At 67.2% G+C, this 26,073-nt stretch carries 24 protein-coding genes; 17 read left to right on the top strand and 7 right to left on the bottom strand.

Annotated elements, in window-relative coordinates; translation table 11 throughout:
• Positions 1-87 precede the first annotated feature (87 nt).
• Entirely contained in the window at positions 88-1,515 is a 1,428-nt protein-coding gene (cls, locus tag OC184_RS04290) for a cardiolipin synthase (protein WP_265505959.1), read from the top strand.
• Here the strand turns inward: cls and OC184_RS04285 are convergent, their stop codons facing one another.
• A complete protein-coding gene (locus tag OC184_RS04285) occupies positions 1,516-1,977 on the bottom strand; it encodes an Lrp/AsnC family transcriptional regulator (RefSeq protein WP_265505958.1) in 462 nt (153 codons plus the stop codon). It lies immediately after the preceding gene.
• Between the two features lie 118 nt (positions 1,978-2,095).
• On the opposite strand from OC184_RS04285, the gene phhA reads away from it, so the two are divergent.
• The 8 genes from phhA (at position 2,096) to OC184_RS04245 (ending at position 10,320) form a co-directional block, all read left to right on the top strand.
• The gene (gene phhA, locus OC184_RS04280) at positions 2,096-2,887 is read left to right on the top strand and encodes a phenylalanine 4-monooxygenase (RefSeq protein WP_265505957.1); all 792 of its coding nucleotides are present in this window, start codon (positions 2,096-2,098) and stop codon (positions 2,885-2,887) included.
• A gap of 9 nt (positions 2,888-2,896) precedes the next feature.
• Positions 2,897-3,232, top strand: a complete 336-nt coding sequence (locus tag OC184_RS04275) for a 4a-hydroxytetrahydrobiopterin dehydratase (RefSeq protein WP_265505956.1) — start codon at positions 2,897-2,899, stop codon at positions 3,230-3,232.
• Between the two features lie 82 nt (positions 3,233-3,314).
• Positions 3,315-4,160, top strand: a complete 846-nt coding sequence (locus tag OC184_RS04270) for a DUF6478 family protein (protein WP_265505955.1) — start codon at positions 3,315-3,317, stop codon at positions 4,158-4,160.
• A gap of 10 nt (positions 4,161-4,170) precedes the next feature.
• Complete coding sequence (locus OC184_RS04265) at positions 4,171-4,563, top strand: hypothetical protein (protein ID WP_265505954.1); 393 nt, start codon at positions 4,171-4,173, stop codon at positions 4,561-4,563.
• A gap of 131 nt (positions 4,564-4,694) precedes the next feature.
• Positions 4,695-5,789 (top strand): carboxynorspermidine decarboxylase, encoded by a 1,095-nt coding sequence (nspC, locus tag OC184_RS04260; RefSeq protein WP_265505990.1) that lies wholly within the window; start codon positions 4,695-4,697, stop codon positions 5,787-5,789.
• Between the two features lie 35 nt (positions 5,790-5,824).
• Positions 5,825-7,051: a saccharopine dehydrogenase family protein gene (locus OC184_RS04255; protein ID WP_265505953.1), complete on the top strand. Its 1,227-nt coding sequence runs from the start codon at positions 5,825-5,827 to the stop codon at positions 7,049-7,051.
• Between the two features lie 116 nt (positions 7,052-7,167).
• Positions 7,168-8,418: an AI-2E family transporter gene (locus tag OC184_RS04250; RefSeq protein WP_265505952.1), complete on the top strand. Its 1,251-nt coding sequence runs from the start codon at positions 7,168-7,170 to the stop codon at positions 8,416-8,418.
• A 111-nt stretch (positions 8,419-8,529) separates the two neighbouring features.
• Positions 8,530-10,320: a methyl-accepting chemotaxis protein gene (locus OC184_RS04245; protein ID WP_265505951.1), complete on the top strand. Its 1,791-nt coding sequence runs from the start codon at positions 8,530-8,532 to the stop codon at positions 10,318-10,320.
• 40 nt (positions 10,321-10,360) lie between these two features.
• Here OC184_RS04245 and OC184_RS04240 read toward each other — a convergent pair whose 3' ends face one another.
• On the bottom strand, positions 10,361-11,269 hold the full coding sequence (locus tag OC184_RS04240; protein ID WP_265505950.1) for a chloride channel protein: 909 nt from the start codon (positions 11,267-11,269) through the stop codon (positions 10,361-10,363).
• A gap of 1,058 nt (positions 11,270-12,327) precedes the next feature.
• Entirely contained in the window at positions 12,328-13,281 is a 954-nt protein-coding gene (locus OC184_RS04235; RefSeq protein ID WP_265505949.1) for a cation diffusion facilitator family transporter, read from the bottom strand.
• A gap of 512 nt (positions 13,282-13,793) precedes the next feature.
• Between OC184_RS04235 and OC184_RS04230 the strand changes: the two genes are divergently transcribed.
• A complete protein-coding gene (locus OC184_RS04230; RefSeq protein ID WP_265505948.1) occupies positions 13,794-15,278 on the top strand; it encodes a phospholipase D-like domain-containing protein in 1,485 nt (494 codons plus the stop codon).
• On the opposite strand, the gene OC184_RS04225 is transcribed toward OC184_RS04230, so the two are convergent.
• Entirely contained in the window at positions 15,275-15,943 is a 669-nt protein-coding gene (locus OC184_RS04225; protein WP_265505947.1) for a helix-turn-helix transcriptional regulator, read from the bottom strand. The genes OC184_RS04230 and OC184_RS04225 overlap by 4 nt on opposite strands.
• Positions 15,944-16,302: 359 nt before the next feature.
• Between OC184_RS04225 and OC184_RS04220 the strand changes: the two genes are divergently transcribed.
• Positions 16,303-17,361, top strand: coding sequence for an aldo/keto reductase (locus OC184_RS04220; RefSeq protein WP_265505946.1), 1,059 nt, complete (start codon positions 16,303-16,305; stop codon positions 17,359-17,361).
• 63 nt (positions 17,362-17,424) lie between these two features.
• Complete coding sequence (locus OC184_RS04215; RefSeq protein ID WP_265505945.1) at positions 17,425-18,345, top strand: DnaJ C-terminal domain-containing protein; 921 nt, start codon at positions 17,425-17,427, stop codon at positions 18,343-18,345.
• 5 nt (positions 18,346-18,350) lie between these two features.
• Here the strand turns inward: OC184_RS04215 and OC184_RS04210 are convergent, their stop codons facing one another.
• The 3 genes from OC184_RS04210 to ccmI all read right to left on the bottom strand — a co-directional run bounded on the left by OC184_RS04210 (position 18,351) and on the right by ccmI (position 20,349).
• On the bottom strand, positions 18,351-18,536 hold the full coding sequence (locus OC184_RS04210) for a DUF1289 domain-containing protein (protein ID WP_265505944.1): 186 nt from the start codon (positions 18,534-18,536) through the stop codon (positions 18,351-18,353).
• Between the two features lie 128 nt (positions 18,537-18,664).
• On the bottom strand, positions 18,665-19,141 hold the full coding sequence (gene ruvX, locus OC184_RS04205) for a Holliday junction resolvase RuvX (RefSeq protein WP_265505943.1): 477 nt from the start codon (positions 19,139-19,141) through the stop codon (positions 18,665-18,667).
• Positions 19,138-20,349, bottom strand: coding sequence for a c-type cytochrome biogenesis protein CcmI (ccmI, locus tag OC184_RS04200; protein WP_265505942.1), 1,212 nt, complete (start codon positions 20,347-20,349; stop codon positions 19,138-19,140). Before ccmI ends, ruvX begins: the two co-directional genes overlap by 4 nt.
• 177 nt (positions 20,350-20,526) lie before the next feature.
• On the opposite strand from ccmI, the gene OC184_RS04195 reads away from it, so the two are divergent.
• The 5 genes from OC184_RS04195 (at position 20,527) to OC184_RS04175 (ending at position 26,032) form a co-directional block, all read left to right on the top strand.
• A complete protein-coding gene (locus OC184_RS04195; protein ID WP_265505941.1) occupies positions 20,527-21,792 on the top strand; it encodes a sarcosine oxidase subunit beta family protein in 1,266 nt (421 codons plus the stop codon).
• Between the two features lie 84 nt (positions 21,793-21,876).
• Positions 21,877-22,125 carry a hypothetical protein gene (locus OC184_RS04190; protein WP_265505940.1) on the top strand — a complete coding sequence of 83 codons (249 nt, stop codon included), beginning with the start codon at positions 21,877-21,879 and terminating at the stop codon, positions 22,123-22,125.
• Positions 22,126-22,257: 132 nt separating this feature from the next.
• Positions 22,258-22,590 carry a sarcosine oxidase subunit delta gene (locus OC184_RS04185; RefSeq protein ID WP_265505939.1) on the top strand — a complete coding sequence of 111 codons (333 nt, stop codon included), beginning with the start codon at positions 22,258-22,260 and terminating at the stop codon, positions 22,588-22,590.
• Positions 22,591-25,521: a sarcosine oxidase subunit alpha family protein gene (locus tag OC184_RS04180; RefSeq protein ID WP_265505938.1), complete on the top strand. Its 2,931-nt coding sequence runs from the start codon at positions 22,591-22,593 to the stop codon at positions 25,519-25,521.
• A complete protein-coding gene (locus OC184_RS04175; protein ID WP_265505937.1) occupies positions 25,514-26,032 on the top strand; it encodes a sarcosine oxidase subunit gamma in 519 nt (172 codons plus the stop codon). Before OC184_RS04180 ends, OC184_RS04175 begins: the two co-directional genes overlap by 8 nt.
• The last annotated feature ends 41 nt before the right edge of the window (positions 26,033-26,073 follow it).

Genomic DNA, 26,073 nt, shown 5'->3' with positions numbered 1-26,073 from the left:
CGCGAAGGGCCTTGGCTGTTTCCCGCCCCAGATAGGCCCCAACGGGGGGAATTGCAATTGCCGGGTCGGGCGGGAATGATGCGGCCCATGTGGGCCACGCTGTTCTTCCTGCTGCATACTTCGCTGTCGCTGGCGGTCATCGTGCGCGTGCTGCTGCGCCCGCGGACCGAGCCGTCGGTGCGGCTGGTCTGGGTCATGGTGGTGCAGGCGGTGCCGGTCTTGGGTGTGCTGGCATATCTGCTGTTCGGCGAGGTGCGCATGAACCGGGCCGAGGTCCAGCGCATGGCCGACGTGCGCGACCGGCTGACCGGGCTGCGCAGCCCCAGCCCCGCGACATGGCCGCCGGTGCCCGACGACACGCGGGCGGTGACGGCAGCCAACGCGGCGGTCGGAGGGATGCCGCCGGTCAGCGGCAACCGCATCCGCCTGCTGCCTGAAAGCGATGCGGCCATCGACCGGATGGTCGAGGCGATCGACGCCGCGCAGGATCATGTGCATGTGGTCTTCTACATCTGGCTGCCCGATGTCAGCGGCATCAAGCTGGCCGAGGCGATCATCCGCGCCGAGGCGCGGGGCGTCCAGTGCCGGGTCATCGTCGACGCCCTGGGATCGCGCGGCATCGTGCGGTCCGAGATCTGGGACCGCATGCAGCAGGGCGGGGCGGAGTGCGTGACCGCCTTCCCTTGGGGCCTGCCCTTCGTCAGCATCCTGTTCCAGCGGCTGGACCTGCGCAACCACCGCAAGATCGTGGTGATCGACAACCGCATCGCCTTCACCGGAAGCCGGAACGGGTCGGACACGGCCTTCGCCATCAAGCCGCGTTTCGCGCCCTGGGTCGATCTTCTGGTTTCGGTCGAGGGACCGGCGGTCCGGCAACTGCAGGCGGTCTTCTTGGGTGACTGGATGAGCTATACCGGCCGCGACCTGGGCGACATGCTGCAGCCGGTCCAGCCGGTCGCCGATCCCGGCAGTATCACGCAGGTCATCGCGACGGGGCCCGACCTGCGGGCGGGCAGCATGTCGGACTGCCTGTCGGGAATGCTGCACGCGGCACGTGACCGGGTGGTCATAACGACGCCCTATTATGTGCCCGACGCGGCGCTGGATGCGGCGATCCGGGCCGCCGCGCGGCGGGGCGTTCACGTGACCATGCTGCTGCCGGCGCGCAACGACAGCCTGATCGTCGGCGCGACCAGCCAGGGGTTCTACTATGGCCTGCTGGCGGCGGGTGTCCGGCTGATGCTGTTCGAGGGCGGGTTGCTGCATTCCAAGATCATGACGGTGGACGGGCAGATGGCGATGATCGGCAGCGCCAACCTGGACCGGCGCAGCTTCGAGCTGAACTACGAGGTCAACATGGCCATCATCGACCGCGAGGTCGTGGCCGAGCTGGACGCCCGCCAGAAGACCTATGTCGAACGCGCGCACGAACTGACGCTGGAGGAGGTGAGGGGCTGGAGCAGGGGGCGCCGGATGCGCAACAATCTGCTGGCGCTCGCATCACCGCTGTTGTGATCACAAGGGCAGGGCGGTTGTGTATTTCGTCTGGCGCAGGATGAAATGCGTCACCGTGCTGCGGATGATGCCCAGGGGCAGCATCCGGCGCATCAGGAAATGCTCCAGCCCCTCGGGGTCGGGTGCAATGATCTTCAGCTGGTAATCCGAGGTGCCGGTGATGGTCGCACATTCCAGAACCTGATCCTCGGTCTGAACGAAGCGGTCGAAGCGCGCCAGCGACGGCTCGGTATGGTCCAGCAGCGACACCTGGACATAGGCCATGGCGTGCAGCCCGGCCTGTGCGGGCGTGACAAGGGCCACCTGGCGGTCGATCACCCCCGTCTCGATCAGGCGGCGAAGGCGCCGCCAGGCCGGCGAGGTCGAAAGGCCGGCAGCCTCGGCGAGAGCCTGAGTCGATAATGTCGTGTCGCGCTGAAAAAGCCGCAGAAGGCGGCGGTCGGTTTCGTCCAATTCGGGCATCGGGTTTCCACATCGCGCGCCTTTGGGAATGCTGTGCCCTGTTGTCGCATTTGGTAAGGGATTCTGGCAAGGTTTGCCGCCGATCCGGGGTATACTGAACCCTGAGGAGGAACCCATCATGCCCAAATCGACTGAATACGAAGCGAAACATCCCGATGCGCAGGGCTTCATCGCCTATGACGCCGACGAAGACGCTGTCTGGCGCGATCTTGTCGCCCAGCAGATGCCAGCGGCGCAGCGGCACATGGCCGCCCCCTATCTGCGCGGGCTGGAGCTTCTGGACCTGCCAACCGACCGCGTGCCGCAATGTCCCGACGTGTCGGCGAAGCTGGGCACGCTGACCGGCTGGCGGGTGGAACCCGTGCCGGCGCTGATCGGCTTTGGCCGCTTCTTCGGCATGCTGGCCAACCGCACCTTCCCTGCCGCCAGCTTCATCCGCAAGCGCCAGCACTTCGACTATATCGAGGAGCCGGACATCTTCCACGAGATCTTCGGTCATACGCCGCTGCTGACGGATCCGGCCTTTGCGGCCTTCAGCCAGGCCATCGGCGAGGCGGGGACCCGCTGCGACAAAGCCGACTACAGCTGGCTGATCCGCCTTTATTGGTTCTCGATCGAGTTCGGGCTGATGCGGGAAGGTGACCAGTTGAAGGCCCTGGGGTCGGGGCTGGCGAGTTCCGTCACCGAACTGCCCTGGGCGATCTCGGGCCAGCCGGAACACCGGCCCTTCGATGTCATCGACATCCTGCGCACGCCCTATCGCATCGACATCCACCAGCCGGTCTATTTCGTGATAGACGATCTGGACGACCTGTTCGCCGCCGCCAGGCGCGACCTGCTGGCCGACATCGGCCAGGCCCGTGCACTGGGGCTGCACGAACCGAAATATCCGCCCAAGACGGCCGCCTGAGGAGATGCCATGACCGATGATCTTGCCACCAGCACCTGTGAACCCTGCAAGGGCGGCACGCCCGCGCTGGATGACGCCACGGCCCGCCAGATGATGGACCAGCTGACCGGCTGGACGCTCTCTGATAACGGCACCGCCATCACCCGCCGATTCGAGTTCAAGGGCTTTGCCAAGGCGGTCGAGATGGCGAACTTGGCTGCCTGGCTTGGAAACAAGCAGGGCCACCATCCCGACATCGCCTTCGGCTGGGGCTATTGCGCCGTCACCTTCACCACGCACGAGGCGGGCGGTCTGACGCGGAACGATTTTGTCTGTGCAGCCCGGCTGGACGCGCTGGTGGCCTGACACGCAAGGGTTGTCGCCGGTCCTGCCAGCGTCTATTCCGGTCGCAGTCAGGTGGTGGCGGGTTGCGGCGAATGATCGATCCTTGTTCCGGCAGATGCCATCCGCACGCCTTGCGCTGCCGGTTCGGGCGGGACCTGGCGTGGCGGTAAGGCCGGGCAGGGGGTGGCTGCGGCGGCGCATCCGCGCCCATGCGGCGCGCCAGTGGCAGCGGATGCACGACAGCGCCCTGCGCCGGGCCAAACCCGTCTCGGTCGCCCTGCAGGACGAGGCGCGGGACCTTCAGCATGTCCTCGGGCGATTTCTGCAGGCCGCCGATGCACGCGCGCTTGGACCGCGCGATTCGCTGCTGCGCATCGAGCTGCCGCCCGGAACCGACTGGCGCTGGCGCCCGCAGGTGATGCGGACCCGCGCGGTCACGCCCGCGCTGGTCGCGCCTAGCGATGGCAAGTGGCTGTCGGACGAGGTGGCGCTGTTTCACGACTGCCGCGAGCGCGCGCTGATCCTGCGCCAGGTCCAGAACCGCCGTGCGACGGACCTGTCCGATTTCGGCCTGCTGCTCGAGGTGATGGGGTTTACCGGCAGCTTCCTGTCGTTCTCCCTGTCCCTGCCGCCTGCGGCGCTGGAAGATCTTGCAGGGCACCATGTGCTGCGGCTGGAAGCGATCCTGCAGGCGGAACGGCCCATCGCCGTCTATGCGCGGCTGAACATCCAGCAGGGGCCCAACACCGAAACGCTGCTGCGCAAGATGGGCGACGACATCGCCGGACGGCACTGCCCCCGCATCATCGAGTTCGACCTGGGCTATGCCGAGCTGTCGCAGCGATCGGTGGACAAGGCATGGCTGGACGTGATCTTCGAGGCGCCGCACATGAACGCGATCGCGCTGCGCGACGCGATCCTGTCGCGCCATCCGCGGGCACAGATGTGAGGGGAGCGTCATGCTGACATTCGAAGATCATGGCGTTCGCGGCGGCATCTGGCGCGGTTGCCTGCGCGGGGAGACGGCGCCGGCCCGCGTGATCCTGGTCCAGCACGGAGAGATCCTGGCCGAGGCGGTCCCGGTCGCGGAACGGAAGGACGCCTGGCATCTGGCACTGTCCCTGCCTGCCGAGGTCCTGACCAGCGGCGTGCAGACGCTTCTCCTCAAGTCGGATGACGGCGCACCGGGCGAGGATGCGCGGCCCGACGGCCAAGTGCTGGCGCGGCTTGCGCTGATGGCGGGCCGGCCTCTGGACGCCGATCTGATGGCCGAGGTGGCGACGCTGCGGGCCGAGCTTGAGCTGGTCAAGCGAGAGCTGCGCCGCTTTGCCGCGGACCACGCCCGCCGCTGATCGCCCCCCCCCCCCCACGCGGGACCAGTCACCGGCGCGTCATGTTTCCTTGCGAAGAACAAGGGGCATGGCTATATCGGCGGCCTTGCACGCCGTCCCGTCCGCGCCACCGAAGGAAGCCGCCCATGACCCTGCCGCAGACGCCATATTACCTGATCGACATGGCAAAGCTGCGCGCCAACATGGAGAAGGTCGCCTGGCTGCGAGAGGCATCGGGCGCCAAGGCGCTGCTGGCGCTGAAATGCTTTGCCACCTGGTCGGTCTTCGACCTGATGCGCGAGTACATGGACGGGACGACCTCCTCGTCGTTGTTCGAGCTGCGACTGGGGCATGAGGAGTTTGGCCGCGAGACCCACGCCTATTCCGTGGCCTGGGCCGACCACGAGATCGACGAAGCCGTCAGCTATGCCGACAAGATCATCTTCAACAGCCTGTCGCAGCTGGACCGCTTCGCCGACCGCACCAAGGGCATCGCCACCGGCCTGCGCCTGAACCCGCGCTTTTCGACCAGCGGCTTCGATCTGGCCGACCCCGCGCGGCCGTTCTCTCGCCTGGGCGAGGCCGACCCCGCGCGGCTGGAAGGCGCGCTGGACCGCATCAATGGCGTGATGATCCACTACAATTGCGAAAATGCCGACTTCGAGCTTTTCGACCGCCAGTTGACCCGGATCGAGGATGAGTTCGGCGGCCTGCTGAAGCGGCTGGACTGGGTGTCCCTGGGCGGCGGCATTCATTTCACCGGCGAAGGCTATCCGCTGCAGCGCCTGGCCGACCGGCTGAAGGCCTTCCAGGACCGCTTCGGCGTGCAGGCGTTCCTGGAGCCCGGCGAGGCCAGCATCACCCGCACCACCACGCTGGAGGTGTCAGTCCTGGACATCATCGACAACGGCAAGAAGATCGCCATCGTCGACAGCAGCACCGAGGCGCACATGCTGGACCTGCTGATCTATCGCGAAACCGCAAAGCTGCCGCAGTCGGGCGACCATGCCTATCAGGTGGCCGGCAAGACCTGTCTGGCCGGCGACATCTTCGGCGAGGCGCGGTTCCAGCGTCCGCTGCAGGTCGGCGACCGGATCAGCATCGACGATGCGGCCGGCTATACCATGGTCAAGAAGAACTGGTTCAACGGCGTGGCCATGCCCGCCATCGCCCGGCTGGAGGAGGACGGATCGGTCCGCACCGTCCGCAGCTTCGGCTTTGACGACTACAAAGGCAGCCTTTCCTGAGGCGACCCATCCTCTGCCACCTGAAGGAGACAGAATTGGCGAAGAAGAACGTGCTCATCATCGGTGCGGGCGGCGTGGCGCAGGTCACGGCGCACAAGGTCGCGCAGTGGGCGGCCGAATTCGGCGAATTGCACATCGCGAACCGCACGCAGGCCAAGGCCGATGCCATCATCGACAGCTTGCGCGACAAGGGCCACCAGATGCCCTTCACCAGCCATGCGCTGGATGCGATGGATGCGGGCGCGGTCGAGGCGCTGATCCGCAAGGTCGACGCGGGCATCGTGATCAATGTGGGCACGGCCTTCATCAACATGACGGTGCTCGAGGGCTGCATCCGCGGCGGCGCCGCCTATATCGACACGGCCATTCACGAGGATCCGTCCAAAGTCTGCGAGACGCCGCCCTGGTACGGCAATTACGAATGGAAGCGGCGCGAGGATGTGGCCAAGGCCGGCATCACCGCCGTTCTGGGCGCGGGCTTCGATCCGGGCGTCGTGAATGCCTATGCGCGCCTGGCCGAGGACGAGTACTTCGACAAGATCGACAGCATCGACATCGTCGATATCAATGCCGGGTCGCACGGCCGCTGGTTCGCCACGAACTTCGACCCCGAGATCAACTTCCGCGAATTCACCGGCACCGTCTATTCCTGGCAGGGCGGCGAATGGCAGCAGAACCGCATGTTCGAGGTGGGCCGCGAATGGGACCTGCCCGTCGTCGGCAAGCGCACCGCCTATCTGTCGGGCCATGACGAAGTGCACAGCCTGTCCGCTCGCTATCCGGATGCCGACGTGCGGTTCTGGATGGGCTTTGGCGAACACTACATCAACGTCTTTACTGTCCTGCAGAAGCTGGGCCTGCTGTCGGAACAGCCGGTCACGCTGGCCGACGGGTCCGAGGTCGTGCCCCTGAAGGTGGTCAAGGCCGTGCTGCCGGACCCAGCCAGCCTTGCACCTGACTATGAGGGCAAGACCTGCATCGGCGATCTGGTGAAAGGCACCCGCGACGGCAAGCCCGGCGAGGTCTTCATCTACAACGTCGCCGACCACAAGGAGGCCTTCGAGGAGGTCGGCAGCCAGGGCATCAGCTATACCGCCGGCGTGCCGCCCGTGGCGGCGGCGATCCTGATCGCCCGTGGGCCCTGGGACGTCAGGAAGATGGCCAATGTCGAGGACCTGCCCACGCGCCCCTTTCTGGAGCTGCTGGGCCAGATGGGCCTGCCCACCCGCGTCATCGACGCCGAGGGTGACCACGCGATCTGACTCGCATGATCTATGATGCTTTGGGCGGCGGTCCGGAACAACCCGGCCGCCGCCTGCGTTTTGCCGGGTCTTCCATGTGGGTCCGACCGGTCCGCTCGAAGCATCCGGGGGGTCTGATGCCTGGTCCAAGCAAGGGCTATCTGTTTCCACGCTTCGCCAACGAAGGCGAAAGCTCTGTCCCGCGACTGGCAAATTGGGCCGTCATCGGGATCTTCCTGATCATGGGCTTTGGGGCCATCGCGGCCGGCCGGGACTTCCTGATGCCGGTGACGATGGCGGTGCTGCTGTTTTTCGTCTTTACCCCCCTGCGCCGCTTCGCCCAGCGGCGGGGCGTGCCGGACGCCATGACGGCCGCCGGCATCACCCTGTCGATCCTGCTGGCCGTCGCCGTCATTGCCTATGCCGCCAGCGGTCCGATCAGCCGAGCGATCTCGAACATGCCGCTGATCAGCTACCAGCTGGAACAGAAGTTCGACAGCGTCCGGGACAGCCTGTCCGACCTGCGCGACGCGGCCGCGCGAATCGAGGAGGCTCAGACCGAGGACACGCTGCCCGACGACGCCCCCGCCATCCGCATCGAGCAGGACGGAGAGACGACGCTGGGGATGGTCCTGAAGACCGCGCCCCTGCTTCTGGGGCAGACCGTCTTCACGCTGATCCTGCTGTTCTTCATGATCGCCTCGGGCGATCTTCTGTATCTGAAGATCGTCCAGAGCTTTGACCGCATGCGCGACAAGCGCGGCGCCTATCTGGCCCTGCGAGAGATCGAGGATTCGCTTGGCAACTACCTTGGCGCGATCACCATCATCAATGCCTGCCTGGGGCTGGCGATCGGGTTGGCGATGTGGGCCTGGGGTCTGCCGGGCGCGCTGCTGTTCGGCATCGGCGGCTTCATCCTGAACTATATCCCGTATCTGGGGGCGATCACCGGGGTCGCGATCTCGGGGCTGGTGGCGCTGGTCGTGATGCCGGGGCTGTTCTGGCCGGCGATGGTCGCGCTGACCTATCTGGGCCTGACCTCGCTGGAAGGTCAGATCATCACGCCTTACTTCGTATCGCGCCGCCTGCAGATGAACACCGTCGTCGTGTTCCTGGCAGTGGCGCTGTGGGCCTGGCTGTGGTCGGTCATCGGGATGGTGATCGCGGTGCCTGTCCTGGTCGTGTTGCGGGTCTTGGCCGAACATGTCCCCGGCTGGGAGAAGTTCGGCAACTTCCTGGCTGGCGACAAACCCCCGGCGCTGGAGGACGACGACGAGACCGAGGCCAAGGAACTGGTCGAGACCGGTGCCGAGGCCGAGGACGAACCCGCCGCCCGCGCCATGACGCGCGAGATGGTCAACCCGGAAGAGCGTTCCGGCAGCTTTTGATCCCCGAATCGCCGGCGTAAACCCTCCCTTGACCTTTCCCGTCTATCGTCGCTTCGGCGAGACAAGAAAGGTGGGGCAATGGGCTTTGGGATATCGAAAAAGCTGACGTTGATGATCGGGGTGGCAGTGGCGCTGAGCGTGGTGGCGATGTCGCTGCAGCTGATGTCGCTGAACAAGGTGTTGTGGAACGACCGAAAGGAGCTGATCGAGACCCAGGTCGCCAGCACGATGAGCATCCTTGCACATTTCGCGGCCGAGGCCGATGCCGGCGTGATGACCCTGCAGGAGGCGCAGACCCGCGCTAAAGAGGCCGCGCGCGCCATCCGCTATGGCGATGACGACTACGTCTTCATCTACGACACGACAGGGCTGCGGTTGATGCACCCCGACCGGGAGCGTGAGGGCACGATGGCCTGGGACGCCACCGATGCACACGGCAAGCTGCACATCCGCGAGATGATCCAGACGGCACAGGCGGGCGGCGGCTTCACCGACTACTATACCGCGCGGCTGTCGGGCGGAGAGCCTCTGCCCAAGCTGTCCTATTCGGCGCAGTTCGCGCCGTGGGACTGGACGGTGGGGGCTGGGCTTTATGTCGACGACATCACTGCCGACTTCATGGCCGAACTGCGCCGCAGCGGTCTGTGGTCGGCCCTGCTGGTCGCAGCGCTGGTCGCCTGCGCCATTCCGCTGTCGCGCAGCATCGGGCGGCCCATCCGGTCGCTGACCGCGATGATGGGGCGGCTGGCGCAGGGTCGGACCGACATGCCCGCGCCCGGCGTCGAGCGAGGCGATGAGATCGGCGCCATGGCCCGCGCGGTCGAGACCTTCCGCGAGGCGACGATCGAACGCGACCGCCTGGCCGCCGCCGCGGCCGAGGTGACGGCGCAGCAGACGGCGATGGTCGAGGCGACGCGCCTGAAGGCTGCCGAACTGGAGCAGTTCGTGGCCGCGATCAGCCAGGGCTTCGATCGCCTCAGCTGCGGCGACCTGACGGTGCGCCTCGACGATAACCTAGCGGCCGAGTTCGGTCCGATCCGCCACCAGTTCAACGAATCGCTCGGCCAGTTGGACGAGGCGTTCGGCGTGGTGGTCGAAGGCGTGACCATCATGCGCGCCGGTCTGGCCGAGATCAGCGCCGCCGCACAGGATCTGGCGCAGCGCACCGAACAGCAGGCCGCCAACCTTGAGGAGACGGTGGCGGCCCTGACCGAGGTGTCGCGCGGCGTCGACAGGACCGCCGACGGCGCCTCGAGTGCCGAAAGCAGCGCCGAGGCAGCGCAGCGCAGCGCCGAAGGCGGCGGGCGCGTCGTTCAGAAGGCCGTCGCCGCCGTGGGCGAGATCGAAGGCTCGACCCAGAGGATCGGCACGATCATCACCGTCATCGACGAGATCGCCTTCCAGACCAACCTTCTGGCGTTGAACGCCGGGATCGAGGCCGCCCGCGCGGGCGAGGCCGGCCGCGGCTTTGCCGTCGTCGCCCACGAGGTCCGCGCCCTGGCCCACAAGACCGTCGAGGCCGCGCACGAGATCAAGAAGCTGATCGGCACCTCGACCGCCTCGGTGCAGGAGGGGGCGGACCTTGTCCGCGCGTCCGGCACGTCGCTTGTGACCATCGTGGACGAGGTGTCGGCCATGCGCGACATCATCACGATGATCGCCACGAGCACGCGCGAACAGTCCCAGAGCCTGCGCGCCCTGTCCGAGGGTGCCGACCAGATGGACAGGGTCACCCAGCAGAACGCCGCCATGGTCGAGCAGACCACCGCCGCCGCCCGCGCCTTGGAAGAGCAGACCGAGCAGCTGGCCGCGAAGGCCGCGCAGTTCCGCACCAGTCCCCGCGACGGACGATCGGTCGTGGTGCCGCAGCCAATGCCGGCGGCGGTCGGTTCGGGCTGGTGACGACCCGCGCCCGCGCCCGCAAGCCGTGCGGGCGCGGGCATCAGCCGCGCTGGCTGCGTCGGCGGTGCTTCAGCGCATCGGCGACCCAGAGCCGCGCCAGCCCGTGATAGAGCGGCTCGGGCGAGAGGATGCGCGAGACGCCAAAGCCCACGAGCGCGGCCGCCATGATGGGAAGGGCATGTTCCTGCGTCGCGGTCATCTCCATCACGATGACGAAGGCCGTCATCGGCGACTGGACGACGCCCGCAAAATAGCTGGCCATGCCCAGCACCGCCGCAAGCCCGAGCGAGCCGCCCAACATCACGCCCATCTGGTTGCCGAGCCCCGCCCCGATCGACAGCGACGGCGCGAAGATGCCGCCCGGGATGCCCGACACCGTCGAGGCCATCGTCGCCAGCAGCTTGGTCACGAAGAAGGTCGGCGGCAGGGCCTCGCCCTGGACAGCCAAGCGCGCTTCCTCATAGCTGGTGCCGAAGACGGTGCCGCCGCTGAAGAGGCCGAGGGCGGCCACAGCAAGGCCCGCCCCGCCGGCCACGATCAGCAGCTTTCGCCTGTCTGACGCCGATTTCCACTGCCGGACCCGGCGGGTCAGGAACAGGACCGTCCGGCTGAACGCCGCCCCAAAGGCCCCGCCCGCCACGCCGATCAGGCCTACAAGCAGCCAGTCGCGGGGGAAGTGCGGTTCAAGCCCGGCCTCGCCGAAATAGGTATAGCTGCCCGATATCGCCAGCGCCGCCACGCCCGCGATTACCACCGTCGACAGCACCAGCCCGTTGGTGCGGGTCTGGAAGTTGCGGGCCATCTCCTCGATGGCGAAGACGATGCCGGCCAGCGGCGTGTTGAACGCCGCCGCGATGCCCGCCGCCGCGCCCGCCAGAATCAGGCCGCGCGCATGAGACAGGCTGCCGATACGGGCGCTGGTCAGCATGATGGCGGCGCCGATCTGCACGGTCGGCCCCTCGCGCCCGATCGAGGCTCCGAAGAGCAGCCCCCCACAGCGTCAGAAGAAGTTTCCCCACGGCGATCTTCAGCGTCATGTAAAGGTGCCGCTCTTCCCCTTCCAGCGCGCGGGCGGCCATGGCCTGTGGGATGCCGCTGCCCTGCGATCCGGGAAAAACCCGCTGTGCAGCCCAGGCCGAGCCGATGAAGGCCGTGGGCATCACGGCCAGCAGCCATGGCGTCGTTCCTCCGCCCGAGAATGCGTGAAACAATTCTCCGGCCATGTCAGCCAGCCAGGCAAAGGCCGTGCTGACGATCCCGACCGCCAGCGCCCCCAGCCAGAACACGAGGCGTCCCCGCCAACGGTCGCGATTGGTCAACAGGCTGCGCGATCGCCGGAAGACGCGGGAACGGATGAGGGGTCTGCGCATGAGCCGGGGTCGCCAACCAGAAAAAGCGCCCCTTGGCGAGCGCGGGGACAACAGGACGGGATAGACCCCGTCCATCCCATGACACGCCCGAAGACGCAAGCATCGCAACCGCGCCGGCCGCCTCCGGTGCGATACGGCAAGATTAGAGTGCCCGAAGGGGTGAATTCGCAAGGCCGGGCAGTTATCTGAGCAGCGGTCGGTAATGACCCTGACGATCTATCGCAACCTGCGGCAGCGCCTTGGTCAGATCGTCCAATCGCCGAATTGCTAACAGAACGGCACCCTTGTGGCCCGTCAGTGGAGGGTGGAGACGCTGGCTAATCGTTTCCTGTTGCGACTGATATACTCACTGTCGTCTTGCCTGCGCCTGAAATCCACCGGCGCGAAATCTGAATGCGGCACACAGGAAATCTGAAGCCGGAGGCAGTGTTCATCGACGCCAATGTAGAAGCTCTGCGTCATGGCCTGCACGGCGCAAATATGCCCAAAGGGAGAGGGCGTGGTGTAGGCCGTTTGGTCCCTGATGCGCTACGCCTCGGAGGCGGTCATAGGGCGCCGAAAAAGATCAGCGAAGCACGCCTTGGTAGCGGGCTGCGCGCCTGCCTCACGATGGTCCCCGGCAGTCCGGCGCCAGCATTCAGCGTTCTTCCTCATCAACGGCATCTTCCACCTTTTCGGCGTCCCCATGCCCGAAAAGCTGCGCCTCCTGGTGGGCGTGATGGATGTTTTCGAACTCCAGGCTGGAGTGGGTGATTCCGTGCTTTCTCAACCTGTCCTTGATCGTCGTCTTGATCGCCTCGATCCTCTGCCAGCCGGTGTCGTCAAGGACCACGTGACAATCCAGCGCCGCCTCGTGTTCCTGCATCTGCCAGATGTGCACATGGTGAACGTCGACGACCCCCTTCACGCCGCGCATCGTGTCGACGACGGCCGTGCAGTCCATCTCCGGCGGGCTGCCAAGCATGAGGGTGCGGATCGGGCCGCCGATCTCGGTCAGGGCGAGGTAGAGGATATAGAGCGCGATACCGATGGTGATCGCCGGATCGACCCAGGTCTCATCGTAGAGGATGATCAGCGAGCCGCCGACGATCACCGCGACCGAGGCCAGCGCGTCCGACAGGTTGTGGAGGAACAGCGCCCGGATGTTCACGCTGCCCTTCTGCATCGACCAGGTCAGCCAAGCCGTCAGGCTGTCCACGGCCAGCGCCACGGCACCCAGGACGACGACGGTCCAGCCCTGGACCCCGGAGGGTTCGATGAAGCGCATGACGCCTTCATAGATCAGATAGACCCCGACCAGGATCAGGGTCGTATAGTTGATCAGCGCGGCGACGATCTCGATCCGGCCATAGCCGAAGGTCATCCGCTCATCCGCTGGCCGTCGCGCAATCTTGCGGGCCACGAAGGCGATGACAAGCGAGGCCATGTCCGAGAAGTTGTGCAGCGCATCAGCGATCAGGGCAAGGCTGCCGGACAGGATGCCGCCGACAATCTGCGCGACCGTCAGAAGGGCGTTGGCCCAGATTGCGATCGAGACCCGCCGGTCGCCGGATGCGGGGTCCAGATGGGCGTGGTCATGATCATGCGGCATGATGCGCCTCCTCTTGGTGATGCGCTGACTGCGCCACCGAATGGATGAGAGGTTCATCCAGCGGCGGATGATCGGCTGGCAGGCCCGCCATCAAGGCGGACGTCCTGCCATCGATACTTCTGATGGAAATCGCGCCGCGCCGCGAATGTTCCAAGGCCGAGGGTGATGCCGGTCTTGCTGAGGTTGACGCCATGGCTCCATGCGGCGGGGATGAACTTGAGACCGGGTCGAACCGGCAGGCAGACCGGGCGCTGCGTTGCCGACAAGGGCCGGTCCTCCGACTTCACGAGGTGGCGTGGGCGCGGAGGGTATGGCTTGGCAGGGCCCTGCAGGGGGCTTTCAAGGCCTTTAGGGCAGATACACCAAGGAGACGGGCAGCCGCACCAGCAGCGGAACCGTCCACGTGCAGGGTCGATGCTGCGGGAACGATGCGCCGGGGCGGCGCGTTTGGGCGCGGGTTTCCTGACGGGCCGGGCAGGCATATCTACGGGCAAAGGGGCAACGGGATCAGAATGGACGGCTTGAGCGACCGCCTGACGCAACCGGGGCGGAACTGCTGGCGGGTCGAGACGGCGCAGCGCTTCTGCTTCATCGCCGACGCCGACGAATATTTTCGCGCCGTCAGGCAGGCCATGGCGCAGGCGCAGCGCAGCATCCTGATGATCGGATGGGACTTCGACGCCCGAATCAAGCTTGGCGACACCAGCGACGGCGGGCCTGCCACGCTTGGGGACTTTGTCATGTGGCTGGCCCGGCGGACGCCCATGCTGGAGGTCCGGCTGCTGCGATGGGACACCGGCGCGTTCAAGGCAATGCTGCGCGGCACGACCCTGCTGACCATCCTGCGCTGGAAGATGCATCCCCGCATCACCCTGCGGCTGGACGGAAAGCACCCTCTGGCCAGTTCGCACCACCAGAAGATCGTGGTGATCGACGACTGCCTGGCCTTCTGCGGCGGCATCGACATGACCGAGGGGCGGTGGGACACGCGCCAGCATCTGGACGACGACCCGCGGCGCACCAATGCCCGCGGCAGGCCGATGGTGCCGTGGCACGACGCGACCAGCGCCTTTGACGGGCCGGCAGCGCGGGCGCTTGGCGATCTGGCACGCGAACGGTGGCACTTGGCCTCGGGCGAGGATCTGGCGCCGGTGACGTCGTCATCCCCCTGCTGGCCCGACCTGCTGGCACCGACCGTTCGTGACGTGCCGCTGGCCATCGCCCGGACCCGGCCCGAACTGGCGGATGTCGAACCCGTGGCCGAGATCGAGCAGATGTATGTCGACCTGATCGCCCGTGCGAAGCGGTCGATCTATGCCGAAAGCCAGTATTTCGCCTCACGCCGCGTCGCGCAGGCCATCGCGCAGCGCCTGATCGGGGAGGACCCCCCCGAGATCGTCATCGTGAACCCGATCACCGCGCAGGGCTGGCTGGAGCCGCTGGCTATGGACACCGCCCGCGCCCGGCTGGTCGAGGCGCTTTGGCGGCTGGACCATCGCGACAGGCTGCGGATCTATCACCCGGTGACGGATGCCGGGCAAGAGATCTATGTCCATGCCAAGGTCACCATGGTCGACGACACCTACCTGCGGGTCGGATCGTCGAACTTCAACAACCGCTCGATGCGGCTGGACACGGAATGCGACGTGGTGCTGGCCGCAGACCGTCCCGGAACCGGTGACATCCGCCGCACCATCACCGGCCTGCGCGACGACCTGATCGGAGAGCACCTGGCGCTGTCCCAAGACGAGGTCGCGGCACGCATCAAGACGCATGGCGGCCTGATCCCCGCGATCGAGGCCAGCCGGCGCGAACCCGGCACCGGGCGCACGCTGATCCCCTATCGCATCCCCGACCTGAACGGCCTGCAGACCTGGCTGGCCGACAACGAGATCCTGGACCCCGAGGGCCCGGACAAGATCTTCGAGCCGCTCGGCCGGCGCAGCCTGTTCAGGGGCTGGCGCTGGCGGCGACCCTTCCGGCGCCGGCAGCGCTAGCCTTCGGGGCCGGTCGGAAAACCCTTGCTGATGCCCGCAATGGTGTTGCTGTTCATCAGCCCCAGGTCGATTGCCTTGCGGATGGCCTGGGCGTTGTCCTCGGTTCCTAAGGCCGCGCGTGCGGTCTGCAACCGGTACCGCAGCGCCGTGCGCGAGATCCCCAAGGCCTCGCAGGCCTGGTCATAGGTCATCCCGCAAGAGATGGCCTCGAGTGCCTCGACCAGGATCGGGCGCAGGGCAGTTGTCCGGTCCAGGTGATCGTGACCCGCGCGTAGCAGGTCGACCATTCGCGCAATCTCGCCATCGGTGAATTCGCGGCTGTCATGGGCGGCGCCGATATAGGATCGCGATTCGACGGGGCCATGCGCGACGGCGACGCCGAAGGTCAGGCCAAACTGCCGCGCCTGGCCCATGACGTCCAGCGGGTCGCAGGCGGTCCGGGTCAGGTCGCTCCACCGGATGGCCCCCTCGTTCAGCATGCACCAGATCATCATCGGGTCGCCGATCCCCAGGTTCCGCCGCGTGTAGGTCTGGATCCACCGCGACGGATAGGTGCAGACTCGCCGTACGGGACGCGAGAAGCGGATGTGCAGGCCGAACATGTAGCCGCGCGGGGCGAGGCAGCCCAGTTCATGGTCGATATCCGCAAGGAGAGGAGATGTCATGGGCATGATGATCGCTCCACATGGTCAGTGGCCTTCGTCCGCTGGCGTGCAAACGATTTCAGGATTGTCCGGTGGCTAGGGCGCAACATAGCCCTATGGGGCTATAGGCGACGCAGCGGCAACCCGCTAGTGGCTGGCATTGAGCCCGAGGTTTTTTACGAGTTCGGATTTCGAAGGTCGGTCGCATCCGATGGGTGGGGCAAGGCTTTCCGAGGCGCAATTCAGGCGTCACATTTTTAGGCAGTTATTATGCATGTCATTTAAGGTCGGGCTTGCAGGCCGTCCCTCTAGCAGGGACGGCTTGCGTCCACCGCCCTGATCGCTAGCTTGCCCCGATACCTTGGACGAAAGAGTAGCGGATGGAACGCGTCACACTTGGAAGCAGCGACGTCGAGGTCAGCCGGATCTGCCTTGGCACCATGACCTTCGGCAACCAGACCGACGAGGCCTGCGCCCATGCGCAGATGGACGCGGCACTGGAGGTCGGGATGACCTTTATGGACTGCGCCGAGATGTATCCCGTCAACCCGGTGCGGCGGGAGACGGTCGGCCTATCTGAGGAAATCATCGGCTGCTGGCTGGCGCGGACCGGCAACCGCGACCGGGTCGAGATCGCGACCAAGATCACCGGGCCCAGCCAGGTGGTCCGCGACGGGGCGCCCTTCGACGGTGCGGCGGTGCGAGAGGCCATCGATGCATCGCTGCGGCGGCTGCAAACTGACCGGATCGACCTCTACCAGCTGCACTGGCCGGTGCGGGGATCCTATGCCTTCCGGCAGAACTGGACCTACGATCCCTCGGGTCAGGACAAGGCCGCGACGCTGGCGCATATGGAGGACGTGCTGGGCGCGATGCGCGATGCCGTTCAGGCCGGGAAGATCCGCGCGGTGGGCCTGTCAAACGAATCGGCCTGGGGACTGACGCGGTGGTGCGACGTGGCCGACCGCATTGGAGGTCCGCGGATGGCGGCAATCCAGAACGAATACTCGCCGCTCTATCGTCCCTACGACACCGACCTGGCCGAGGTGGCGGTGAACGAGGACGTGACGCTGCTGTCCTATTCACCGCTAGCGGCGGGGCTGCTGACCGGCAAGTATGCCGACGACGCCATGCCCGAGGGCAGCCGCGCGGCGGTCGACAAGGCCTCGGGCGGGATGGGCAACCTTGGCGGCCGCAGGACGAAGCGCGGCATGAAGGCCGCAACCGCCTATGGTGCGCTGGCGGCGCAGCATGACTGGGATGTGGTCCACATGGCCATCGCCTGGCAGCTGACGCGGCCCTTCAAGGTGGTGCCGATCATCGGGGCCACAACGATGGAGCAGCTGCGCCACCTGATCGCTGGCTTGGGACGCGATCTGCCCGACGAACTGAGGCGAGGGATCGATCGGCTGCACCGCCACCACCCTTCGCCCTATTGATGAAACGCCCGCCGCGTCTATCTTTCTGACGAGACAGAAGAAACGGCAGATGGGGTGAATCGCATGGCAGGCGATCCGTATGAAGCGCTCGGCGTGTCCCGAACCGCCAGCGCGAGCGACATCAAGAAGGCCTATCGGCGCATCGTCAAGACGGATCATCCGGACCTGACGGACGATCCGGCGGCCTCGGCGCGGTTCAAGGCGGCCTCGGCGGCCTATGACCTGCTGAAGGACGCCGACCAGCGCCGCCGCTTCGACGCCGGAGAGATCGATGCCCAGGGGCAAGAGCGGATGAGCCGCCGCTGGCACCAGCATGCGGGCGGCAACCCCTTCGGCGACGGCCCCTCGCATGGCGGCGGCGACCCGGACTTGTCTGACGTCTTCGCTGACCTCTTCGGGCACCGGGCGGGCGCAAGGGGCGGGGGACCGTTCGGCGGCTTCGGAGGGTTCGGCGGCGGGCGCGGGGACATGCGCGGACAGGATCTGCGCTTCGCATTGACGGTGGACTTCATGACCGCCGTGCAGGGCGGCCGGACCCGCATCACGCTGCCGCAGGGCGGGACGCTGGAGGTTGCCATCCCCAAGGGCACCCACGACGGACAGGTCATCCGCCTGCGCGGCAAGGGTGAACCCGGTATCGGCCGAGGAGAGGCGGGGGACGCCTATCTGACCGTCGGCGTGGCCGAGCATCCGCATTTCCGCCGCGACGGCGACGATATCCACCTGGTGCTGCCGATCACACTGGACGAGGCCGTCCTGGGCGCCAAGGTCGCGGCACCGACGATCGACGGCAAGGTGAACCTGACGATCCCGAAGGGCGCCACCTCGGGGCAGAGGCTGCGGCTGCGCGGGCGGGGCGTGAACGGCGGCGACCAGCATGTCGAGCTGCGCATCGCCATGCCGCCGAAGGTCGATGCCGCGCTGACCGAGTTCTTCGAGACCTGGCGCAGGGATCATTCCTACGATCCGCGCCAGGGCATGTGACGCCGCTAGGCGCCGCTTGATGTCGCGCGACGTCGAGCGGGTAGGTCGCGGATCACCCTCTGCCGTGCCTCGGGGGTAAGTCGGCCCCAGCTGGTGATCTCATCGATGCTGCGCAGGCAGCCGGTGCAGATCTGGCGATCGGCGTCGAGGGTGCAGATGCCCACGCAGGGGCTGTCGATGGTCCTGGTCATGCGGCTGGTCATGGCGTGTTTGCGGCGGGACGGCAAGATTGCGAAGGCGTGTCCAGGAAGGAGGACGGGCCGGGCAGAGCCCGGCCCGGACGCTGCCGCTTGGCTCCGTGCCGCGCGATGCGCGGCTGTCACGCGTTCCGCGACAGATGCGACAGCCGGTCCAGCGCACCTTGCAGGATATAGCCTGCCGCGACCTGGTCGATGACCTCGGCGCGGCGCTTGCGCGAGGTGTCGGCCTCGAGGAGGGCGCGTTCGGCGGCGACGGTCGACAGGCGCTCGTCCCAATAGCCGATGGGAAGGTCGGTCAGGCGCGCCATATTGCGCGCAAAGGCGCGGGTGGATTGTGCCCGCGGCCCTTCGGTCCCGTCCATGTTGCGCGGCAGGCCGAGGATCAGCCCTGCAAGGCCGCGGTCGCGGATGATCGCCAGCAGCGCCTCGGCGTCCAGCGTGAACTTCTGCCGGCGGATCACGGTAATGGGCGAGGCGACCTGACGCAGGCCGTCGCTGACGGCGACGCCGATGGTCTTGGTGCCCAGGTCGAGCCCAGCAAGGGCACCCATGCGGGGCAGGGCGGCGGCGAAATCGGTCATTTCTTCGTGGATCATGGCCTCAGTCCCGCGGCGCGCGCGGCCTCCTGGATCGGGGCGAAGGCATCGGGTTCGGGGAAGCGGGCGCGGGCCTCCTCGACGATGGCGCGCGCCTGATCGGTGCGCCCCAGAACGCCGAGGGCGTCGACCAGCCGCGCCCATTCGGCTGGGCTGCCGCCTTCGCTCGCCAGACGCTGCTGCAGGCCGGCGACCATCCCCTCGATCATCTGCTGACGGTCCTCGGCGGACATGTCATCGGCTGCGGCCATCGCATCCGCATCGGGACCGGGCAGGGCCGGCGGCGTATAGTCGGCGTCCCCCGCCAGCCAGGCCAGGTCGGCGATGGCGGCGCGGATCGAGGGGATCCAGGGCGCGGTTTCAGGCCCTTCCTCCAGCAGGCGGCGCCAGATCGGGAAGGCGCGGTCGGGGCGGCCGCTCTGAATCAGCAGCACCCCCTGCAGGTAGCGGGCCTGAGGCTGGTCGGGGTCCTTGGCCAGCGCCTTGGCCAGGACCGACTCGGCCTCTGGCGTGACAAGGCCGCCGGCAGCCTCGATCATCAGGGTCGCCAGCTGCATCAGCTGCGCGGCGGTTGCATCGTCGCCGGCAACGCGGACCAGGCGTTCCTGAGCATCGCGGGCGGCCGGCAGGTTGCCAAGGCGCATCTCGTGCGTGGCCAGAAGCTGCAGACCCTGCGGATCCTCGGGCGTGCGGGCGACCGCGGCGCGCAGCTGCTTGATCATGTCGAGGTATTCGGGATCGACACCGGACAGGTCAGGTTCGGGACGGAGCGGGGCAGCCGCCTCGGCCTCGGCCTGCGTCGGGCGGTCGCGATAGGCGGCATCGGCGGCGGCGACGCGTGCCTGCAGCGGCATGTCGGGTGCGCCCGGCACCCCCTCGCGCAGATAGAGCGCGGCAGCGGCGGCGATCAGCAGGGCCATCAACAGGCCGGCGGCCAGCGGCCTTCCGGCGGCCGTTCCATGGCCCCCCTGCGACAGCCGGCGGTCGGCGTCCAGGACCTTGCGCCCGATCTCGGCCCGCAGGCGGTCGGCGTCGTCGGCGCGGATGACGCCGCGATCCAGATCGCGGTCGACCTCGCGCAGCTGATCGCGATAGACGCGCAGGTCATAGGCGGCCGCAGGCTCGGCCCGGCCGCGGGCACGCCAGACGGGCGACAGGATGGCAAAGGCGACGATCGCCGTCAGGCCGCCGGCAAAGATCCAGAACATGGGCATCCTCCGTTGGCCCTTCCCTAGCCTGCTTGGCCCGCGACCGGAAGCGGCCATGCGGCGCCGCGGTCGCGTCCACGGTGTCGCAGGCCGCAAATCTGCGCGATCTGTCGCAACCCGGCTTGAGCCCCGGCGCGCGGTTCTTCAAAATGACACCGATCAACACTGGGAGCCACCATGCCAGACGCGCCCCGCACCGGCCGATATTCCGTCTTCGCCATCGCCCGCGAGGCGATGCGCCAGCACAAGGGCTGGACGCGCGCCTGGGGCAACCCGCCGCCGCGCGACCGCTACAAGGTGATCGTGGTGGGCGCGGGCGGCCACGGTCTGGCGACGGCGTACTATCTGGGCAAGAACTTCGGCATCACCGATGTCGCGGTGATCGAGAAGGGCTGGCTGGGCGGCGGCAATACCGGGCGCAACACCACGATCATCCGGTCGAACTATCTGCAGGACCCGTCGGCAGCGATCTACAACAAGTCCCTGTCGCTTTACGAAAACCTGTCGCAGGACCTGAACTACAACGTCATGTTCAGCCCGCGGGGCCTGATCATGCTGGCGCAGACCGAACACGAGGTCCGCGGCTACAAGCGCACCGTCTATGCCAACAACCTGCAGGGCGTGTCGACCGAGTGGATCGAACCCGCCCGCCTGAAAGAGCTGGTGCCGATCATCAACCTGGACGGCCCCCGCTATCCGGTGCTGGGCGGCCTCTACCAGGCGCGGGGCGGCACGGCGCGCCACGATGCGGTCGCCTGGGGCTATGCGCGCGCCTGTTCTGACATGGGCATGCACATCATCCAGAACTGCGAAGTGAAGGGCATCGACACCGAGGGCGGTCAGGTCCGCGCAGTCGAGACCACCAGGGGCCGCATCAGCTGCGACAAGCTGGCCATCGTCGTGGCGGGCCATTCCAGCCAACTGGCCGAGATGGCGGGCTTCCGCCTGCCCATCGAGAGTGTGGCCCTGCAGGCGCTGGTGAGCGAACCGATCAAGCCCTGCATGGACGTGGTCGTCATGGCCAACACCGTCCACGGATACCTGTCGCAGTCCGACAAGGGAGAGATGGTCATCGGCGGCGGCACCGACAGCTTCAACAACTTCACGCAGCGCGGGTCCTGGCACCATGCCGAGGAAACCGTCCGCGCCCTGATCGAGACCTTCCCGATGCTGTCGCGGCTGAAGATGCTGCGCCAATGGGGCGGCATCGTGGACATGACGGGCGACCGATCGCCCATTCTCTCGACGACGCCGGTCGGCGGCATCTTCGTGAACTGCGGCTGGGGCACCGGAGGATTCAAGGCGATCCCTGGATCGGGCTGGGCGATGGCGGAACTGGTCGCCAAAGGCGCGCCGGGGCCGCTGGCCGCCGATTTCGGTCTGAACCGCTTCCGCGAGGGGCGGTTCATCGACGAATCCGTCGCCGCCGGCGTTGCGCATTGACGGAGCGTTCATGATCTTCTTCGGAACCGGCCCCACGGTCTGCGAATTGTCTGGTCAAACCAGCTCAGACCGGAAGGGTTCGTCATGGCTGACCGCAATAACAATGGCTTGTACTTCATCGTCGGTGGCATCGTCGTCGCCGTCGCGCTTCTGTTCTATGTCATGTCCGGCACCCGCACCGGCACGGCCACGACCGATCCCGTCGCCGGCGGCGACACCAACGTCGTCGTCGAGGACAACAGCGTCGACCTGCCCCCCGTCGAGGTCGAGACCGACAGCCCCGAAGCCGTCGAATCGCCGGCCGAGCCTCTGGCTCCGGTGCCGGCCAACTGATCCTGCCGGACCCTGCCACGCCCAGGGCGGCAGGGCGCCAGATCCACGTCCGGTGCGCCGGACCCGAGCCACCGCAGCGGTCTCCCCGCGCGGTGGTTTCGTCCGTCCTGCCCCCGCCGCAAGGAGCGTTTCATGCTGATCCTGACCTGTCCCTATTGCGGCGTCACCGCCGAGGAAACCGAACTGCAACCGGGCGGAGAGGCGCATCTGAAACGCGTCGGCCCCGGTGGCACGGACGAGGAACTCGAGGCCTATCTGTTCGACCGCAAGAACGCCAAGGGTGTCCATTTCGAACGCTGGCGGCACGCCTATGGCTGCGGCAGGTGGTTCCTGGCCGCACGCTGCACCGTCACGCTGCAGGTCTTCGGCACCTACAAGGCGCAAAACACCCACCCGCCGTCGGACATCGTCGACAGCATCCGCGCCGCCCGCCCCGACTGGACCCCCGACTGGACGACCACGTAAATGACCCACACGCCCCCCTTTCGCCTGCCGTCTGGCGGTCGCCGCGTCGACCGCGCTTGGCAGTTGCCCTTCCGCTTCGACGGCCGCCATCTGCGCGGGCTGACCGGCGACACGCTGGCCTCGGCGCTTCTGGCCAATGGCCAGATGCTGATGGGCCGGTCATTCAAGTATCACCGCCCGCGCGGCCCCGTCGCCTCGGGCGCCGAGGAACCGAACGCGCTTCTGGGTCTGGGCCAGGGCGGCCGGTTCGAACCGAACCAGCGCGCCACGACGACGCGCCTGGTGCACGGCATGGTCACGCGCAGCCAGAACTGCTGGCCGTCGCTGGACGCCGATATCGGCGCGGTGAACAGCTTTCTGTCGCCGTTCTTCCCGGCGGGCTTCTATTACAAGACCTTCATCCACCCGCGCCCGTTCTGGAAGCATGTCTTCGAACCCATCATCCGCCGCAGCGCGGGATTGGGCCGTGCGCCCACCGAAGCCGATCCGGACCGGTATGAACAGGCCTACGGTTTTGCCGACACGGTGGTGGTCGGCGGCGGCATCGCGGGCCTGACCGCTGCGCGCGACGCCGCGCAGGCGGGCGGACAGGTGCTGGTCCTGGAACAGGACAGCCTATGGGGCGGGCGGACGCCGGTCGACCATGCGGAGGGTCAGGCGGCCATCGACGCGCTGCTGGACGACCTGCGCGCGCGGTCGAACGTGACCCTGCGCCGCAACACGATGGCGACGGGCCTCTACGACCACGGCTATCTGATCGCACGCGAGGCGCTGGCCGACCACGACCCGAACCAGGGTATCCCCCGCCAACGCCTGTGGCGCATCCGGGCAGGACATGTTGTCGCGGCCACCGGGGCGCTGGAACGCCCGCTGGCCTTCGCCTGCAACGACGTGCCGGGCGTGATGCTGGCATCCGCCGTGCGCGACTTCATCACCGAATACGGCGTGGCGCCGGGGCAGCGGATCGTCGTCGTCACCAACAACGACGACGCCTATCGCACTGCCCTGGCGGCCCGCGCAGCGGGCCTAGACGTGCCGGCCATCATCGATGCCCGCCCGGTGGCCGACGGCGATTTGCCGCGGGCGGCCCGCGATGCAGGGATCACCGTCCTGACCGGCACCGGCGTTGCCAAGGTCAAGGGGCACCGCCATGTCGAGGGCGTGGCGCTCTGCGATCAGTCGGGCGAGGGGCGCGTGACCGACCAGATCGACTGCGACGTCGTCGCCATGTCTGGCGGCTGGTCGCCGGTCGTGCATCTCTACAGCCATTGCGGCGGCAAGCTGGCCTGGGACGCGGGCGAGGCGATGTTCCGCCCCGACCCCGACCGCCCGCCTTTGGGCGCCGACGGAAAGGGCAACGTCACCGCCACGGGCGCCGCCGCAGGCGACCTGCGCTGCGCCGGCGATCTTGAACGGGCCGAGGGTGCGACGCAGCCTGTCTGGGTCATGCCCGCCCGTGCGCCCTACAAGCTGCGGTCCAAGATGTGGCTGGACTATCAGAACGACGTGAAGGTTACCGACGTCGAGCTGGCCGCCCGCGAAGGCTATGCCTCGGTCGAACATACCAAGCGCTACACCACTCTGGGGATGGCGACGGACCAGGGCAAGCTCAGCAACATCAACGGTCTGGCGGTCCTGTCGGAGGCGCTGAACCAGCCGATCCCCGCCACCGGCACGACGACGTTCCGGCCCCCCTATACGCCACTGACCTTGGCCACCATCGCGGCCGAGGCCAAGGGCGAGGCATTCCAGCCGCTGCGCAAGACGCCCATGCATGCATGGCACGAGGCGCATGGCGCCAGCTTCGAACCTGTCGGCCAGTGGCGCCGTCCCTATGCCTATCCGCAGGGCGCCGAGGATCGCCACGCCGCCGTCAACCGCGAGATCCTGGCCGTCCGCAAGGGCGTCGGGACGCTCGATGCCTCGACCCTGGGCAAGATCGTGGTCAAAGGGCCGGATGCCGGGCGGTTCCTGGACATGCTCTATACCAACATGATGTCCAACCTTGCGGTCGGGAAATGCCGCTATGGCCTCATGTGCAACGAGAACGGCTTTTTAATGGATGACGGTGTCGTCGCGCGCCTGTCGGACGACACTTGGCTTTGCCACACGACCACCGGCGGGGCCGACCGCATCCATGGCCACATGGAGGACTGGTTGCAGTGCGAATGGTGGGACTGGAAGGTCTATACCGCCAACCTGACCGAGCAATATGCCCAGATCGCCGTCGCCGGCCCGCAGGCGCGGACGCTGCTTGAACGCCTGGGCGGCAGCATCGACCTGTCCCAAGCCGCGCTCCCCTTCATGCAATGGGTCGAGGGCGACATTGCCGGCATCCCCGCCCGCGTCTTCCGCATCAGCTTCTCGGGCGAACTCAGCTACGAGATCGCCGTCCCTGCCAATCGCGGGCTGGAGCTGTGGGAGCGTCTGCACGAAATCGGCCAGGACCTGGGCATCACCCCTTACGGGACCGAGGCGATGCACGTGATGCGCGCCGAAAAGGGCTTCATCATGATCGGCGACGAAACCGATGGGACGGTGATCCCGCAGGATCTTGGCCTTGGCTGGGCGATATCCAAGAAGAAGGCCGACTATATCGGCAAACGCGCGCAGCGGCGCCTGCACATGGTCGACGGCAAACGCTGGCGTCTGGTGGGGCTGGAAAGCATCGACGGGCAGGTGCTGCCCGACGGCGCCTATGCCGTGGCCGAGGGAATGAACCCCAACGGCCAGCGCAACGTCCAAGGGCGTGTCACGTCCAGCTATCATTCGCCCACGCTTGGGCGGCCGATTGCCATGGGCCTGGTGCGCCACGGGCCGGAACGCATGGGGCAGGTGCTGGATTTCCCGATGCCGTCGGGCCAGGTGATGCAGGCGCGGATCGTCGATCCCGTTTTCTACGACAAGGAAGGGAGCCGTCTGAATGGCTGACGCACTGGCCGCCATCGCCCGTGTTCCGGGGCTTGGCATGATCACCATCCGCGCCGACCTGTCGCGCGCAGGCGACGCCTTGGCCGAGGCCGCGGGCCTTGCCATCCCCGACGTCACCGGCATCACCACCGACGGCAGTCGCAGCCTGGGCTGGATGTCGCCGGACGAACTGCTGCTGATCCTGCCCGAGGCCGAACGCGCCGAGGCGCAGGACGCGCTGACGCAGGCCTTGATGGGCGAACACGGCCTCGTCATCGATGTCTCGGACGCACGCGCGGTCTTCGACGTCACGGGCCCCCACGCCGCCGACGTCATCGCGAAACTGGCACCCGTCGACGCCCATGCGCTGCGGCAGGGCCAGCTTCGCCGCACCCGCGTGGCCCAGACCGCCGCAGCCATCTGGCGCATCCCCGGCGGCTTCCGCGTCATCGGCTTCCGGTCCACGGCCGACTACCTGGGCCTGATCCTGACCAACGCCGCGCTTCCGGGCACGCAGGTGGCGCCGCGCTGACCCTAAGCCTGCTTTGGTCGGCAAATATCCTCGGGGGTGAA

The sequence above is a fragment of the Paracoccus rhizosphaerae genome, from assembly GCF_026162645.1.
GTDB lineage: Bacteria > Pseudomonadota > Alphaproteobacteria > Rhodobacterales > Rhodobacteraceae > Paracoccus > Paracoccus rhizosphaerae.
Note: the sequence above shows the minus strand (reverse complement) of the source record. Positions and strands in the feature narration are given on the sequence as shown.

Bases quoted from the DNA above. Each gene is read 5' to 3' on its own strand.
- OC184_RS04185 (WP_265505939.1), top strand. From the start codon at position 22,258: ATGCTGATCCTGACCTGTCCCTATTGCGGCGTCACCGCCGAGGAAACC.
- OC184_RS04265 (WP_265505954.1), top strand. From the start codon at position 4,171: ATGCTGACATTCGAAGATCATGGCGTTCGCGGCGGCATCTGGCGCGGT.
- OC184_RS04195 (WP_265505941.1), top strand. From the start codon at position 20,527: ATGCCAGACGCGCCCCGCACCGGCCGATATTCCGTCTTCGCCATCGCC.
- ruvX (WP_265505943.1), bottom strand. From the start codon at position 19,141: ATGATCCACGAAGAAATGACCGATTTCGCCGCCGCCCTGCCCCGCATG.
- OC184_RS04245 (WP_265505951.1), top strand. From the start codon at position 8,530: ATGATCGGGGTGGCAGTGGCGCTGAGCGTGGTGGCGATGTCGCTGCAG.
- OC184_RS04180 (WP_265505938.1), top strand. From the start codon at position 22,591: ATGACCCACACGCCCCCCTTTCGCCTGCCGTCTGGCGGTCGCCGCGTC.
- OC184_RS04230 (WP_265505948.1), top strand. From the start codon at position 13,794: ATGGACGGCTTGAGCGACCGCCTGACGCAACCGGGGCGGAACTGCTGG.
- cls (WP_265505959.1), top strand. From the start codon at position 88: ATGTGGGCCACGCTGTTCTTCCTGCTGCATACTTCGCTGTCGCTGGCG.
- OC184_RS04225 (WP_265505947.1), bottom strand. From the start codon at position 15,943: ATGACATCTCCTCTCCTTGCGGATATCGACCATGAACTGGGCTGCCTC.
- OC184_RS04250 (WP_265505952.1), top strand. From the start codon at position 7,168: ATGCCTGGTCCAAGCAAGGGCTATCTGTTTCCACGCTTCGCCAACGAA.
- OC184_RS04190 (WP_265505940.1), top strand. From the start codon at position 21,877: ATGGCTGACCGCAATAACAATGGCTTGTACTTCATCGTCGGTGGCATC.
- OC184_RS04285 (WP_265505958.1), bottom strand. From the start codon at position 1,977: ATGCCCGAATTGGACGAAACCGACCGCCGCCTTCTGCGGCTTTTTCAG.
- OC184_RS04275 (WP_265505956.1), top strand. From the start codon at position 2,897: ATGACCGATGATCTTGCCACCAGCACCTGTGAACCCTGCAAGGGCGGC.
- OC184_RS04210 (WP_265505944.1), bottom strand. From the start codon at position 18,536: ATGACCAGGACCATCGACAGCCCCTGCGTGGGCATCTGCACCCTCGAC.
- OC184_RS04215 (WP_265505945.1), top strand. From the start codon at position 17,425: ATGGCAGGCGATCCGTATGAAGCGCTCGGCGTGTCCCGAACCGCCAGC.
- OC184_RS04235 (WP_265505949.1), bottom strand. From the start codon at position 13,281: ATGCCGCATGATCATGACCACGCCCATCTGGACCCCGCATCCGGCGAC.
- phhA (WP_265505957.1), top strand. From the start codon at position 2,096: ATGCCCAAATCGACTGAATACGAAGCGAAACATCCCGATGCGCAGGGC.
- OC184_RS04220 (WP_265505946.1), top strand. From the start codon at position 16,303: ATGGAACGCGTCACACTTGGAAGCAGCGACGTCGAGGTCAGCCGGATC.
- ccmI (WP_265505942.1), bottom strand. From the start codon at position 20,349: ATGTTCTGGATCTTTGCCGGCGGCCTGACGGCGATCGTCGCCTTTGCC.
- OC184_RS04175 (WP_265505937.1), top strand. From the start codon at position 25,514: ATGGCTGACGCACTGGCCGCCATCGCCCGTGTTCCGGGGCTTGGCATG.